The sequence below is a fragment of the Terasakiella sediminum genome (assembly GCF_033100395.1).
Taxonomy (GTDB): domain Bacteria; phylum Pseudomonadota; class Alphaproteobacteria; order Rhodospirillales; family Terasakiellaceae; genus Terasakiella.
Genome location: NZ_JAWLVJ010000003.1, coordinates 119,775 through 134,421, shown reverse-complemented (window position 1 = coordinate 134,421; position 14,647 = coordinate 119,775). Strand labels below are relative to the sequence as shown.

The 14,647-nt window shown below is 49.9% G+C and carries 13 protein-coding genes; 7 read left to right on the top strand and 6 right to left on the bottom strand.

Annotated features, from left to right (window positions below; all coding sequences use genetic code 11):
• The 3 genes from RYZ26_RS03175 to thiS are packed head-to-tail and all read right to left on the bottom strand — an operon-like array spanning position 1 to position 2,490.
• Complete coding sequence (locus RYZ26_RS03175; protein ID WP_317681702.1) at positions 1–792, bottom strand: YdcF family protein; 792 nt, start codon at positions 790–792, stop codon at positions 1–3.
• Between the two features lie 7 nt (positions 793–799).
• Positions 800–1,504 (bottom strand): type 1 glutamine amidotransferase, encoded by a 705-nt coding sequence (locus tag RYZ26_RS03170; RefSeq protein WP_317681701.1) that lies wholly within the window; start codon positions 1,502–1,504, stop codon positions 800–802.
• Positions 1,504–2,490 (bottom strand): sulfur carrier protein ThiS, encoded by a 987-nt coding sequence (thiS, locus tag RYZ26_RS03165; protein ID WP_317681700.1) that lies wholly within the window; start codon positions 2,488–2,490, stop codon positions 1,504–1,506. The genes RYZ26_RS03170 and thiS overlap by 1 nt, the downstream gene beginning before the upstream one ends.
• Positions 2,491–2,642: 152 nt before the next feature.
• Between thiS and aroQ the strand changes: the two genes are divergently transcribed.
• From aroQ to aat, 4 genes are all read left to right on the top strand, one after another.
• Positions 2,643–3,086, top strand: coding sequence for a type II 3-dehydroquinate dehydratase (aroQ, locus tag RYZ26_RS03160; RefSeq protein ID WP_317681699.1), 444 nt, complete (start codon positions 2,643–2,645; stop codon positions 3,084–3,086).
• A gap of 19 nt (positions 3,087–3,105) precedes the next feature.
• Positions 3,106–3,561 (top strand): acetyl-CoA carboxylase biotin carboxyl carrier protein, encoded by a 456-nt coding sequence (gene accB, locus RYZ26_RS03155; protein ID WP_317681698.1) that lies wholly within the window; start codon positions 3,106–3,108, stop codon positions 3,559–3,561.
• 12 nt (positions 3,562–3,573) lie between these two features.
• Positions 3,574–4,917: an acetyl-CoA carboxylase biotin carboxylase subunit gene (gene accC / locus RYZ26_RS03150; RefSeq protein WP_317681697.1), complete on the top strand. Its 1,344-nt coding sequence runs from the start codon at positions 3,574–3,576 to the stop codon at positions 4,915–4,917.
• A 104-nt stretch (positions 4,918–5,021) separates the two neighbouring features.
• The gene (gene aat / locus RYZ26_RS03145; protein WP_317681696.1) at positions 5,022–5,705 is read left to right on the top strand and encodes a leucyl/phenylalanyl-tRNA--protein transferase; all 684 of its coding nucleotides are present in this window, start codon (positions 5,022–5,024) and stop codon (positions 5,703–5,705) included.
• Here aat and RYZ26_RS03140 read toward each other — a convergent pair.
• The 3 genes from RYZ26_RS03140 to RYZ26_RS03130 all read right to left on the bottom strand — a co-directional run bounded on the left by RYZ26_RS03140 (position 5,627) and on the right by RYZ26_RS03130 (position 8,590).
• Entirely contained in the window at positions 5,627–6,034 is a 408-nt protein-coding gene (locus RYZ26_RS03140; protein WP_317681695.1) for a DUF2155 domain-containing protein, read from the bottom strand. The genes aat and RYZ26_RS03140 overlap by 79 nt on opposite strands.
• Before the next feature lie 35 nt (positions 6,035–6,069).
• Positions 6,070–6,423, bottom strand: coding sequence for an NADH:ubiquinone oxidoreductase subunit NDUFA12 (locus RYZ26_RS03135; RefSeq protein WP_317681694.1), 354 nt, complete (start codon positions 6,421–6,423; stop codon positions 6,070–6,072).
• 103 nt (positions 6,424–6,526) lie between these two features.
• Positions 6,527–8,590, bottom strand: coding sequence for a putative bifunctional diguanylate cyclase/phosphodiesterase (locus tag RYZ26_RS03130; RefSeq protein WP_317681693.1), 2,064 nt, complete (start codon positions 8,588–8,590; stop codon positions 6,527–6,529).
• Between the two features lie 640 nt (positions 8,591–9,230).
• On the opposite strand from RYZ26_RS03130, the gene RYZ26_RS03125 reads away from it, so the two are divergent.
• The 3 genes from RYZ26_RS03125 to RYZ26_RS03115 all read left to right on the top strand — a co-directional run bounded on the left by RYZ26_RS03125 (position 9,231) and on the right by RYZ26_RS03115 (position 14,634).
• A complete protein-coding gene (locus RYZ26_RS03125) occupies positions 9,231–12,893 on the top strand; it encodes a vitamin B12-dependent ribonucleotide reductase (RefSeq protein ID WP_317681692.1) in 3,663 nt (1,220 codons plus the stop codon).
• Between the two features lie 144 nt (positions 12,894–13,037).
• Complete coding sequence (locus tag RYZ26_RS03120; RefSeq protein ID WP_317681691.1) at positions 13,038–13,505, top strand: RidA family protein; 468 nt, start codon at positions 13,038–13,040, stop codon at positions 13,503–13,505.
• Positions 13,483–14,634, top strand: a complete 1,152-nt coding sequence (locus tag RYZ26_RS03115; protein WP_317681689.1) for a GNAT family N-acetyltransferase — start codon at positions 13,483–13,485, stop codon at positions 14,632–14,634. Before RYZ26_RS03120 ends, RYZ26_RS03115 begins: the two co-directional genes overlap by 23 nt.
• Positions 14,635–14,647: the final 13 nt, after the last annotated feature.

Here is a 14,647-nt window from a genome sequence, read left to right as displayed (position 1 = left end):
TTAGGGGGATGGGAAAAATTCCGAAGTTTTATCGGTCAAATAATAAGCCAAAAGCCCTAACCATTCGTGAAGAGACGCCCTTAAAACGCCCAATCCCTGACGCGGATTTAACAGGACGCTGTAATGTGGATCAGGGCTGGTATGATAGTCCACCGGATAGGCCAGCACATTCACCCCCTGATGACGAAAAGCCGCCACTGACCGGGGCATATGACGGGCTGATGTCACCAGCAGCCAGGTCCCGGATGCCTTCTCTTTAATAATATCTTTGGTATAAAGCGCATTTTCATAGGTGTTTTGAGACACATTTTCCAGAACCAAGCGATCCGGGTTGGACACGATTTTTTCAAGCAGCGGCTGGATCATGGAGGCTTCGGTCAAGTCCGGTCGCCCCATCAACCCTGCCCCACCCGTAAAAATAATGGGGACGTCTGGGTAGCGTTCGCCTAGGTCATACAAAGAGAGGACACGGTCAATATTGCCATTCAGCGCCAAGCCACCACGTTGATCCGTCGTGTAAACATCCACCATGCCACCCAGCACGATGATCCCATCAATCTCTTTTGGATAATCGACAACAGTTGGAAAACGATTTTCCAAGGTTGTTTGCAGGTATGCCCCGAAAGGTACAATCCCGAAGATCAAATAGAAAGCAAACGCAATGCCACAAAAGAATTTCGCCAGTCTGATCTTGTTAAGAAATAGAAAGACCACCCCAAAGGTCAGCAGCAAAAACAGAATGTTTCCCGGTTCGAACAGCCACCAGAAGATTTTGGAGAGATAGAAAAACAAAGTACCCCTAACCCTTTATAAAGTCAGCAATAAACGCCATTACTTCTTTATTATGATCTGTTGCCCCGTCCAGCTTTAAAATTGCCTGATCTGCCAGATCATTCGGCAGGACATTGCCTTTTTTAAAAGTAATCAGGTCGCGCTCAAACGCCTGACTGAATTCCGGGTGCGGCTGAATGGAGACAGCTTTGTTCTTATATATAAGTCCGGCATGGGGACAATGGTCCGTCTTTGCAAAGACACCGGCCTCTGGTGGCAGTTTCACCACCTGATCCTGATGGATGGCATGTAAACCCATCTTACCTTCAAGTCCCGCAAAGGGTTCCAGCAGGTCATACTCAATATGGCCCAGCCCCCATCCGGCATCAGATTTTTCCACATGGCCACCCAAGGCTTGCGCAAGAATTTGATGGCCGAAACAGATACCAACCAGGGGAATATTGGCCGCATAGGCTTCTTTTAAGAACTCCTGCAGCTTCAACATCCAGGGCAAATTTTCATAAACCCCGTGTTTTGATCCGGTCACCAACCAGGCATCACACTGGATGATGCTGGTCGGGATGATGTCTTTATAAGCCGCATAGGTAATGAAGGACAGATCAGGGTCTGCTTCCAACAGGGCATCAATGAAGAAATCTTCATACACCCCGCCGTAGCCTTGCATCAATTCCTGCTCAAAGGCACCGCAGACCAAAATCCCAAGTGACGTCATTACTTTGTCTCAATCAAACCGGATGTTGGGGAACTTGGATCGGCATATGTTTTCTTTGGCATACGGCCAGCATGGTAAGCAAGGCGGCCACTTTCCACCGCCAGCTTCATGGCTTTCGCCATGGCAATCGGGTCTTTCGCCGCTGCAATCGCCGTGTTCATCAGGACACCATCACAGCCCAGTTCCATCGCAAAGGCTGCATCAGATGCTGTTCCCACACCGGCATCCACAAGTACAGGAACATTGGCGTTCTGTTTAATGATCTGGATGTTCACCGGGTTCAAAATACCAAGGCCGGACCCTATCAGGGATCCCAGCGGCATAATTGCCACACAGCCCATATCTTCCAGCGTTTTGGCCGCAATCGGATCGTCAGAGCAATAGACCATGACCTTGAACCCTTCTTTAATCAGCATCTCTGCCGCTTTCAGGGTTTCAGGCATATTGGGATAAAGGGTTGTCTGATCCCCCAGAACTTCCAGCTTCACCAGATCCCAGCCACCAGCTTCGCGTGCCAGGCGCAGGGTACGCACCGCATCATCGCAGGTAAAACAGCCTGCCGTGTTTGGCAGATAAGTGTATTTTTTAGGGTCAACATAATCGACCAGCATGGGTTCATTCGGGTTGGTCACATTGACACGGCGCACCGCAACGGTGACGATTTCTGCCCCACTGGCTTCAATCGCGATTTTGGTTTCTTCAAAATCCTTATACTTCCCGGTGCCGACCAAAAGTCTTGAATTAAAGGTCTGTCCGGCAATATCAAATGTGTCGTTCACGTCCTGTGATCCTCCGCCAATAAAATGTACGATTTCCAGCTTGTCGCCATCCCCAACGAGAATGTCGGCAAACTGTGATTTTGGGACAATTTCCAGATTGCGTTCAACCGCAACTTTTTTAGGGTCAATTCCGATCTCTGTTAAAAAGTCTGCAACAGATTTGGCTTGATCCAAACTACGTTCTTCACCGTTTACAATAACAATCATTTCTCACTCGCTGGATGAATTTTGCAGCGGAGTATGGACGAGCCATTCTGGATGCGCAAGAGGTCGATTAAAGAAAGATTGCATGCTGTGAAAGGCGTGTTATAAAGCATCATAATACTTCGCACATAAACGATAATGCGGATTGATAATTAATGTCCCACAAGGTCCTCATACTGAACGGTCCCAATCTAAACCTCCTGGGTAAGCGGGAGCCAGAAATCTATGGTTCTCAGACACTTAAGGACGTAGAAGACCAGTGTAAAAAGAATGCACTTTCTTTAAATCTGGAAATCGACTTTCGCCAGACCAATAGCGAAGGCACGTTGGTTGACTGGATTCAGGAAGCACGGGAATCGTTTGACGCCATTGTTATCAACCCGGCAGCCTACACACACACATCGGTTGCGATCCTAGATGCGCTCCAGGCTGCTGACAAACCTGTGATCGAAGTACATCTATCCAACATTCACAAGCGTGAAGAATTCCGGCATACATCCTATGTATCCAAAACAGCAACCGGGGTCATCTGTGGCCTGGGCGTGCAAGGGTACGAACTGGCCTTGCTGGCAGTTTCACGCATCCTCTCAAGTCGCTGATATAAGAGAAAACTTTATAATGGCTAACGACAAATTCAATAGCGAACTGGTTCGCGAACTGGCTGAACTTCTAAATGACACAGGGCTGACCGAGATCGAGTACGGACAGGACGACTGGCATGTACGCGTTGCGAAAAACATCACTGTTAACGCAACTGCTGCCGCGCCTGCTGCCGTAGCGGCCCCTGCTGCTGCACCTGCTGCAGCCCCAGCGGATGCTGGTCAGGATGATGCCAACCACCCAGGTGCGGTAACATCGCCCATGGTTGGTGTTGCTTACCTTTCCCCGGATCCTGATTCACCAAACTTTGTAAATGTTGGTGACAGCGTTGCTGAAGGTGAAACACTGTGTCTGGTCGAAGCGATGAAAGTCTTCAACCCGATCCATGCGCCAAAGTCCGGCAAAGTGTCCCGCGTGCTCGTCAGCTCAGGTTCCCCTGTAGAATTTGGCGATCCTCTGTTCATCATCGAATAATCGGATTAGTCCATGTTTGAAAAAGTCCTTATTGCCAACCGTGGTGAAATTGCCCTTCGCATTCACCGTGCCTGTAAGGAAATGGGCATTTCGACGGTGGCAGTCCATTCCACAGCAGACGCTGATGCCATGCATGTGCGTCTGGCTGATGAAGCCGTCTGTATCGGCCCTGCTGCCTCGAAAGACAGCTATCTGAACATTCAGGCGATTTTGTCTGCAGCCACCATCACCGGTGCTGATGCGATCCACCCCGGCTATGGTTTTTTATCGGAAAATGCTAATTTTGCTGAAATGGTGGAAGAACACGGCTTTACCTTTATCGGCCCAACACCGGAACACATCCGCCAGATGGGTGATAAAATCACGGCCAAGCAAATTGCCGAACAAACGGGTATGCCAATCGTACCCGGTTCTGCAGGATCTGTTGACACGGTCGAAGACGCCCTGAAAATCGGTGAAGAATTTGGCTATCCCGTTATCGTAAAAGCCACTGCTGGTGGTGGCGGGAAAGGCATGCAGCTCGTCAAAAATGCTGATGAGATGGAAGTCAACTGGAAGATGGCCCGTACCGAAGCCCTGGCGGCTTTTGGTAACGCGGACGTTTACATTGAGAAATTCCTCCAAAAACCACGTCACATCGAAATTCAGGTTTTGTGTGATACGCACGGTAATGCGGTTCATGTGGGTGAACGTGACTGTTCCCTGCAGCGCCGTAACCAAAAGGTTCTGGAAGAAGCCCCATCGCCTGCCTTAAATGACACACAGCGCGCCAAAATCGGTGAAACCGTGGCGGACGCCATGCGCAAGATGAAGTATCGCGGCGTTGGCACGGTGGAATTCCTTTATGAAAATGGTGAGTTCTTCTTTATTGAGATGAACACCCGTCTTCAGGTGGAACACCCGATTTCAGAAATGATTTCCGGTCTGGACCTGTGTCGTGAACAAATCCGTGTTGCAAGTGGTGCGCCGCTTGGCATGACACAGGATGACATCAAGTTTCATGGTCATTCCATTGAATGTCGCATCAATGCGGAAGACCCTGAAAACTTCATGCCGTGTCCGGGTAAAGTCACCGACTATCACGCCCCTGGCGGCCTGTCCGTTCGTGTCGATTCCGCGCTTTATGCTGGCTATAAAGTGCCACCGCACTATGACAGTATGATCGCCAAGCTGATCGTTCATGGCAACAACCGGAACGAATGCCTGATGCGTCTGCGTCGCGCCCTTGGTGAATATGTCATCGGCGGCATCAAAAGCTCTATCCCGTTGCATCAAAAACTCATGGAAAACCAAGAGTTCATCAACGGGGACTACGATATCAAATGGCTCGAAAAATTCGTCGGGCTTGAAGATTAAGACAAGAAAAAACGCTCTGAGAAATCAGGGCGTTTTTTTTGGCCCCGGACACAGTACCTCCGCCTTTTTCTTGCTTTAAATCCTGCAAACCATATATTTGAAAGATGGATAAAAGCGAAAGATACCATATAACACCGGAAACCCTGCTTCGCGCCTATGCTGCCGGAGTCTTTCCCATGGCGGAAACACGCGATGCCAAGGACCTCTTCTGGGTGGACCCGGAAGAACGCGGTATCTTTCCACTCAACGGACTTAAAATCTCCAAATCTCTTTATAAGACGGTTCGTCAGAAAAAATTCGACGTGCGGGTAAATACCAACTTTTTAGGCGTTATGGAAAAATGTGCTGAAAGCACAGCTGATCGCCCTGATACCTGGATGAACGACGATGTCTTTCGTCTTTATAACGAACTGTTTGAAATCGGCTGCGCCCATTGTGTGGAATGCTGGGAAGGCGACGAGCTTGTCGGCGGCCTTTACGGGGTCTCTTTAGGCGCTGCCTTTTTTGGCGAAAGCATGTTTTCCAGACGGTCCAACGCCTCCAAAGTCGCCCTCGTCCATCTGGTTGCCCGGCTAAGGCTATCAAATTATCTGCTGCTGGATACCCAGTTCGTCACCGACCACCTGGAAAGCCTGGGCGCGATTGAAGTTCCCAGGCGGACGTATCATTTGATGCTGGATGAAGCCTTACAGGAAGTGGCCGTGTCTTTTTATTGCGACCCGACCGATTCAGAACTTTCTTCAGAGATCGAAGCCATGTTCTTGCAATCGAGAACCCAGACGTCATAAACCGGATGTTCCATAGAATTTAACGCCGGGCTGGAAGCAAACATCCATCCACGAAAAACATCGCTTGCAGGTTCGCCCGGGCGGGATTCTGAAATATCAAGAAAAGCAGCACTTTCCGGCGTTTCAGTTGGCGGGCGCTTGTCGCAGGTACGTGCGACAATTTCCAATGTGCCAAAGCGAATAAACTGGCCGACAGGCGCTTCCAGGCGGGAAACACGAGCCGTTACCTTATCCAGCCCCTGCAAAACAACCGTATCATAAGGATCAGCCTCTGCCGCAAAGGATACAGGCAGAAGGGAGAGAGCAAACAGGACTGCACGCAAACGCATGTCTAAGGTTCCACGCCTTTTAAAAAGTGACTTGATTATTCAGGCTGCCAGGCTTGGTAATCACCTGTTGCACTTGGGCGGCTGGCGCCGTGGCGTGCATCCCCTTTCGGGTAATAGGCATGTTCGGTGCCTGTCAGATTTGGCAGATGACCTTGTTGCCAGTCTTTGGCCTGCGTGGCTTCTTCCGTCAGCGGGTCTTCCACCGTGTGGTGCAACCAGGCATGCCATTCAGCGGGGACCTTGGAGGCTTCGGAAATCCCTTTATAAAGGCACCAGCGACGCTCACGACCCTGCAGTTTTTTCTTGTTACGATAATATTTGTTACCAAACTCGTCCGTGCCGACCAAAGTGCCGTGCAACCAAGTATAAACGCGTGTGCCGATTGTCATAACGATACCCCTGTGCCTAAAGGCCATATCCGTAAATATTTCGCACATGTTTGTGCATGGCTATTTATAAGCAAGTCTTTCATAAATTACAAAGATTTCTTGATCAATGGGTCTGAGAAAAAACACCCTGTCCCATCATTTTTTCCATTTCTGCGGCCGGGACCGGACGGCTGAAATAGAACCCCTGGGCCAGATCACATCCTTTTTCACGCAGATATTCCAGCTGGCCCGGTGTCTCGATCCCTTCGGCAACCGTCTTTAAACCCAAGGCCCGCGCCAACATGATGATGGCATCCACGATGGCCGCATCACGTTCATTTTCCGTCACCTCATGAATAAAGGCGCGGTCGATTTTCAGTTTAGAAATAGGCAAACGTTTCAAATAAGACAGCGAGGAATATCCTGTGCCAAAATCATCAATTGACGCCATCACACCAAAATCACGCAGGTTATTCAGCGTTCGAATGGCAGAATCGGGTTCTTCCATCACCGAACTTTCGGTCAGTTCCAGTTCCAACATTTCTGGCGGCAGTCCCGTTTCCTCCAGCACCTCATTCATTAAAACCATCAAGCGTTCCGGCTGAGCAAACTGACGCCAGGAAATATTGACCGCCAGTGGGATGGGTTTATGCCCCTGATCGATCCAGCCTTTGGCCGTGCGGCATGTCTCGTGCAGGACCTGATGGCACAATTCCCCAATCAGACCAGCATCTTCAGCCACCGGGATAAATTCACTGGGGCCCACCAGACCAAGGCGTGGATGACGCCACCGCACCAACGCTTCCATCCCGGCAATGTATCCGGATTTCACATCAATCAAGGGCTGGAAGAAAGGCACGAATTCACGCTTGGCCAAGGCTTTGCGCAATCTGTTTTCATAAGCCAGAACGCGCAGGGCTCGGGTATTCATTTCTTCCACATAAAAACGATATCCCCCCGGTGAGGTCACCAATGCGCGTCTGAGCGCGGTGTCCGCATTCATCATCAGGCTTGCAGCCGTATCACCATCGCGACCCGAAATGCTGATCCCCATACTGACACTGACATCCAGACGTCGGTCACCCACTTCAAACGGGATTTTCATGGTTTTCAGCAGACTTTCTGCAAGAGCTGCCACATCGCGTTCATCTTCCACATGGGGCATGACGATGGAGAAACTGTCGGCTTTTAAATGGGCGATATAGACGTCTTTAGGCTCTAAAGCCCGCCTTAAATGTTCGCCCATAATCTGGACCAAACGGCTTGCGGTTTCACTCCCCAAGGTTTCATTCACCAGATCAAGACGGTCAATGGACAAAGCCATCAAGGCAAAAGATTTTGGCTCTTCCGCATCAAACAGACCTTGCAGATATTCTTCCAATGCCAGATGATTGGGCATATGGGTGGTTTCATCGTGATAGGCGAGATAACGCAAACGCTCATCCAGCAGGTGCTGCCCTGTGATATCGATGACAGCCCCGTCCCAGATAGCCTGACTGTCATCTGCCTGCCTTAAATTGGCAAAAAGCCGCAACCACAGCTTCATATCCTCATTCACATAAAGACATATTTCTTCATCAAGGGAGGTCTGCTGAAGAGCCGATTTTTTGACTTTCCGCAACAACTGCAGTTGATCTGCCGGACACAGCATCTCAAAGAAGGCATCCGGATTTTCCATCAGCACGTCACTATCTACCCCCATCAGCTTGCTCACGCCCTTGCTGATATAAGGAAAGGAAAGTGTGCCGTTTTCTTTCAAAACCATCTGAAACAGGGTGACAGGTAGATTGCCCATCATATCATCCAGACGGTTTTCCGCCTTTTCCAAGGCGTCTTTGAGGTTTTGCAGGACAGAGATATCGCGCAGAATACCGATATTATAAGTCTGACCTTCCAGACTGATTTTACTGAGCGACAGTTCCGCATCCAGTGTTCGCTCATGCAAAGTCTTAAGCGTGGTGCGACATTGTCCACCCAGACATACAGGCCAGTTCTTGGTATCCCCATCAAAAATGCAGCCCACATTTCTGTTCATCAGAAAAGAAGCGTCTTTGAAAGACAATAGGCTTAAAGCAAGGTCATTGATCGCAATCACCTGATGCGAACAATCAGTTAGAATAGCGGCTTCGTTTAAGCCATGGACAAAGCTTTCACATACACTTTGATGAGCAGGCGTTTGGTTCTTCACAAATTTTATCCGCTGATGCGCCTCCCCTTTCTTTTACAATAAGGTTCAAACGTATTAGCGGCTCCCGGCTAGAGAATGGTCGTTTTGTTATTTGATATACAATAGCATGCGGCCTTTTAACTAAAAACGCAATTTAAAAGTCCCTTACTTAACTTTATGGGGAATTCCCGCCAATCCGATTCTACACCCTTAAAAGGCGTATTTCTGCCTAAAAAAAGGTCATCCTGATACGCAAACAATGGATTCTCTTTAGGTTTTTCCTAGACTTGTGCCCCCTTGGCACCAACCTACTAGACCTAGTAGCCGCAAGATCAAGGAAACACAATGGGTTGCGGAAATTTTGGTTCTTTTGACCCGATGCAAGCCCTTTTTTTTTATAATTTTTTTTCCACAGGCCTGTCCTATTGGGAATCGGCAGACTGCTTAAGATTATGATTATTACGCATACGCAACAGTGCATAACTATACTTTGGTAGTACCTTGCAATGACTTCCAGAAAATGTTCTACATCTTGTGCCCCAAGTGAAGGCCTGCACGCCGTATATAGATGCAGTCTACACATCAGGGTGAGGGCAAATTATAAAAACTTTTTCGTTATTTCCGCTGCTAACTTTCAAGCAAGAGGCATACAGGGGCACCAATGCGTATTAATCGTCATTTCACGCAACAAAATAAGTCGCCGTACGACGGCATCGTTTTCAGAAAAGCTTCCAGCGAGATTCGCAATCCGGATGGATCACTTGTTTTCCAGGCAACCGACCTGGAAGTTCCAGAAAGCTGGTCACAGGTTGCCTGTGACGTGCTGGCACAAAAATATTTCCGCAAAGCAGGCGTTCCTGCCAAATTAAAAAGCGTTAAAGAAAAAGACGTTCCTGAATTTTTATGGCGCAGCGTCCCCGACGAAACTGCGATGAACGACATAGCGGAAGGGGACCGTTTCTCAGGCGAAACATCTGCAAAGCAAGTTTTTGACCGTCTGGCGGGCACCTGGACATACTGGGGCTGGAAAGGCGGCTACTTCGACAGCGAAGAAGACGCACAGGCCTATTTTGACGAAATGCGCTTTCAGCTGTGTGCCCAGATGGGCGCGCCGAACTCCCCACAATGGTTTAACACGGGTCTGCATTGGGCCTATGGCATTGATGGTCCGGCACAAGGCCACCACTATGTTGATTTCAAGACGGGCAAACTGACCCGTTCCAAATCTTCTTATGAACATCCACAGCCACACGCCTGCTTTATCCAGTCCATCCAGGATGATCTGGTCAACGAAGGCGGCATCATGGACTTGTGGGTGCGTGAAGCCCGTCTCTTTAAATATGGTTCCGGTACCGGATCAAACTTCTCCAACCTGCGCGCCGAAGGTGAGCCCCTGTCCGGTGGCGGGAAGTCATCCGGTTTGATGAGCTTCCTGAAAATCGGTGACCGTGCAGCAGGTGCTATAAAGTCCGGCGGCACAACACGCCGCGCAGCCAAAATGGTTGTTGTCGATGTGGATCACCCGGATGTTGAAAACTTCATCACCTGGAAAGTTAAAGAAGAACAGAAAGTCGCTGCCCTGGTTGCGGGTTCCAAACTGGCCCAGACACACCTTGGCGACGTGATGACAGCATGTGTGGAAGCTGGCGACAGTGAACATGCGTTTGATGCGAAGAAAAACAAGCCGCTGAAAAAAGCCATCATCGCTGCACGTAAAGTGATGATCCCTGAAAACTACATTCAGCGCGTCATCGAATTTGCAAAGCAAGGTTACACCGATATCGAATTCCCGGCTTACAACACCGACTGGGATTCTGAAGCCTACATGACAGTTGCGGGTCAAAACTCCAACAACACCGTGCGTGTGTCCAACGACTTCTTAAATAAAGTCCTGGCCGATGGGGAATGGGAACTGATCAACCGTCGTGACGGATCTGTTGCCAAACGCATCAAAGCCAAAGATCTCTGGGATGATATCGGGTATGCCGCATGGGCCTGTGCTGATCCGGGTATCCAGTTTGATACCACCATCAACGAATGGCACACCTGTCCGGAAGATGGCCGCATCAACGCGTCCAACCCTTGTTCGGAATATATGTTCCTGGATGACACGGCCTGTAATCTGGCTTCCTTGAACCTGCTGCAATTCACCAAAGAAGATGGCACCTTTGATGTTGCTGCTTTCTCTCACGCCGTTCGTATCTGGACGGTGACACTGGAAATCGCTGTTTTGATGGCACAGTTCCCATCCAAAGAGATTGCACAGCTGTCTTATGACTATCGTACACTCGGTCTGGGCTATGCCAACATCGGTGGCCTGTTGATGGCTGCTGGCCTGCCTTATGACAGCGCTGAAGGCCGTGCGCTTTGTGGTTCCATCACCGCGCTTATGACAGGTGAGGCTTACGCCACATCAGCTGAAATGGCGAAAGAACTGGGGGCTTTCCCGGGCTATAAAAACAACGCAGATCACATGCTGCGCATCATCCGCAACCACCGCCGTGCAGCGCAAGGCCTGAAAGACGACTATGAAGGTCTGTCTGTTTTGCCTGTGCCGCTGGATGCAGCCAACTGCCCGGAAGGTGAACTGATCGAAGCAGCCCGTAAATCATGGGATCGCGCCCTTGAACTTGGTCAGGAAAATGGTTTCCGTAACGCGCAAGTCTCTGTGATCGCGCCAACGGGTACCATCGGTCTGGTCATGGATTGTGACACAACGGGTATTGAGCCTGACTTCGCACTTGTGAAGTTTAAGAAACTTGCCGGTGGTGGTTACTTCAAAATCATCAACCGCATCGTGCCACAAGCGCTGATCAAGCTGGGTTACAGTGAAGAGCAAGCCAACAACATGATCCGCTACGCGGTCGGTCACGGCACGCTTAAAGGATCTAACGCAATCACGCACGACCAGCTGCGCGCCAAAGGCTTTGACGATGCAACCATCGAAACGCTGGAGAAATCTCTGGGTGATGCGTTTGACATTAAATTTGCCTTTAACAAATACAGCTTGGGCGAAGATTTCTGCGTGAAGACACTTGGTCTTGATGCCAAGAAAATGGATGACCCGAACTTCGACATGCTGGCAGAGCTTGGTTTCAGCAAAGCTGACATCGAAAATGCCAACACCTATGTTTGCGGTTCCATGACACTTGAAGGCGCCCCACACCTGAAGGATGAACACCTTCCCGTATTTGACTGCGCCAACCCTTGTGGGCGCAAAGGCAAGCGCTTCCTGTCTGTTGAAAGCCACATCCGCATGATGGCAGCTGCCCAGTCCTTTATCTCTGGTGCGATTTCCAAAACAATCAACATGGCCAACAATGCGACCGTGAAAGATTGTAAGGAAGCTTACCAACTATCCTGGAACCTGGGTCTGAAAGCCAACGCGCTATACCGTGATGGCTCTAAACTGTCCCAGCCCTTGCAGGCGCAAGTGCTGGATGATGATGAGGCAGAAGAAAGCCTGGCGGATGCGGTTGCGGATCAACCAACAGCCAAACAGGCTGAAATCGTTGCGGAACGCATCATCGAACGTGTTGTTGCCAAACGTCGCAAACTGCCAAACCGTCGTAAAGGTTATACGCAGAAAGCATCTGTTGGCGGTCACAAGGTTTACCTGCGCACAGGTGAATATGAAGATGGGCAACTGGGTGAACTGTTTATCGATATGCACAAAGAAGGCGCTGCCTTCCGTTCCTTGATGAACAACTTTGCCATCGCGATTTCTCTCGGCCTGCAATATGGCGTGCCGCTGGATGAATTCGTTGAAGCCTTTACCTTCACCCGCTTTGAGCCGTCCGGCATGGTTGAAGGTAACGACACCATCAAGATGGCATCTTCTGTTCTGGATTATATCTTCCGCGAACTGGCTGTGTCTTACATGGATCGTAACGATCTGGCCCACATCAAGCCGGAAGACCTGCATCACGATGCGGTTGGTAACGGTGAGCAACAGTCCGAACTGCCACAGGAAGACAAGGAAAAAGCCAATCAAATGATCGAACGCGTGGCCTCTCAAGGTTATATGCGCGGCCGTTTCCTGGTGTTCAAAGGTGAAAATGGTGAAAGCGGATCTGAAGGATCAACTGGCGGGGCCGTCAGCGGTGCTGCTTCCAGCGGAACCAACGATCTGGCCGCAGCGGCCAGCATTGATGGCGAACCAGATATCTTTACTGAAACCGACCAGAAGCTTGAACAAATCCGTGAAGCCCGCATGAAAGGTTATGAAGGCGATGCCTGCCCTGAATGTGGTAACTTCACCCTCGTTCGGAACGGGACATGTCTGAAATGTGTTACCTGCGGGTCCACATCCGGCTGTTCTTAATCGACGAAAAAATCTGTTAAGCGAAGACGATAAAGGGGAAGTCCGAAATTTTCGGCTTCCCCTTTATTTTTTAACAATATTCCCCTTGTTCTTTTAGCGACTTCCCCTAAATTCAAGAACAGAAAATAATAACAGGAGCCTGACATGACAGGAAAAATCGCGGCACGTCTTGAAGAACTCGGTATCGAACTGCCCGAAGCCAATGCCGCCGTTGGAAATTACGTCCCAACTTTAAAATCTGGTAATCTTATCTATGTTTCCGGTCAAATCACCATGCTGAATGGGGAATTGAAATATCTTGGCCGCCTAGGTGAAAACCTGACCGTCGAAGATGGCATGGCTGCTGCCCGCCTGTGTGGTCTGAACCTGATTGCCCAGGTGCGCGCTGCCCTTGATGGCGATCTGGACCGTGTGACCCGTGTGGTCAAACTGGGCGGATTCGTCAATGGCACACATGAATTTTCAGACCAGCCAAAAGTTATCAATGGTGCGTCCGACCTGATGGTCGAAGTTTTCGGTGAAGCTGGCAAACATACCCGCGCTGCCGTTGGTGTTGCCGCCCTGCCCCTTGGTGTTTCCGTTGAAGTCGATGGCATCTTCGAATTCGAATAAAATCGACATCCTTGAAAAGATTTCAGACATCAGCCCTGCCGACTGGAACAGTTGCGTTGGGGCTGATGAACCTTTTGCGCGCCATGAATTCCTAAGTGCGCTTGAAGACAGCAACTGCACCACGCCCAAAGCCGGGTGGATGGCGCAACATATAGTCTTACGCAATGATGAAGGCAAGATTCTGGGGTGCAGCCCGGTCTACTTGAAAGGCCATTCCTATGGGGAATATGTCTTTGACTGGTCCTGGGCCGATGCCTATGAACGCGCTGGCGGGCGATATTACCCCAAACTGCAATGTGCCATCCCCTTTACTCCGGTCAGCAGCCATCGATTGCTGATGCATCCGGATGCCAACAAAGACAACAAAGCAGCCCTGTTGGAGGGCATGATCAATCACGCCAAGGCGTTACAAATCTCTTCCCTGCACATCACCTTTTCGACCGAGGATGAATGGCATCTGGCGAAAAACCAAGGGATGATGGGCCGCACCGGGCATCAGTATCACTGGGAAAACCGGGGATATGAAACATTCGACGATTTCCTGGCGACCCTGTCATCACGCAAACGCAAATCCATCAAGAAAGAACGCAAATCCGTTGCTGAAAGCGGCATTGAAATCAAAGCCTTAAGCGGTGATGAACTTGAAGAGCATCACTGGGATGCCTTTTATGCATTCTATCTGGATACGACCGGACGCAAATGGGGGCATCCATATCTGAACCGTGAATTCTTTGGCCTGTTGGGGCAACGGCTGGCCGATCAGGTTGTCCTTATCGTTGCCATGAAAGATGAACGGATCGTCGCAGGCGCGCTGAATTTAAAAGGCAACAAAACAATCTACGGTCGAAATTGGGGATGTCTGGAAGACTACCGCTTCCTGCATTTTGAAGCCTGTTACTATCAGGCCATCGACTATGCCATCACCCATAAGCTCGCCCGCGTTGAAGCTGGCGCACAGGGTCAGCATAAAATCCAGCGGGGCTATCTGCCCGTAAAAACCTATAGCAGTCACTGGGTTAGAGACCCCGGCTTTGCGGATGCGGTCGAAAAATTCCTGGATCACGATCAGAAAGTCAATGATGCCGAAATGACAGAACTTGCCAAATTTTCTCCTTACAAAACCACCTGAAGGCTTCCTCACT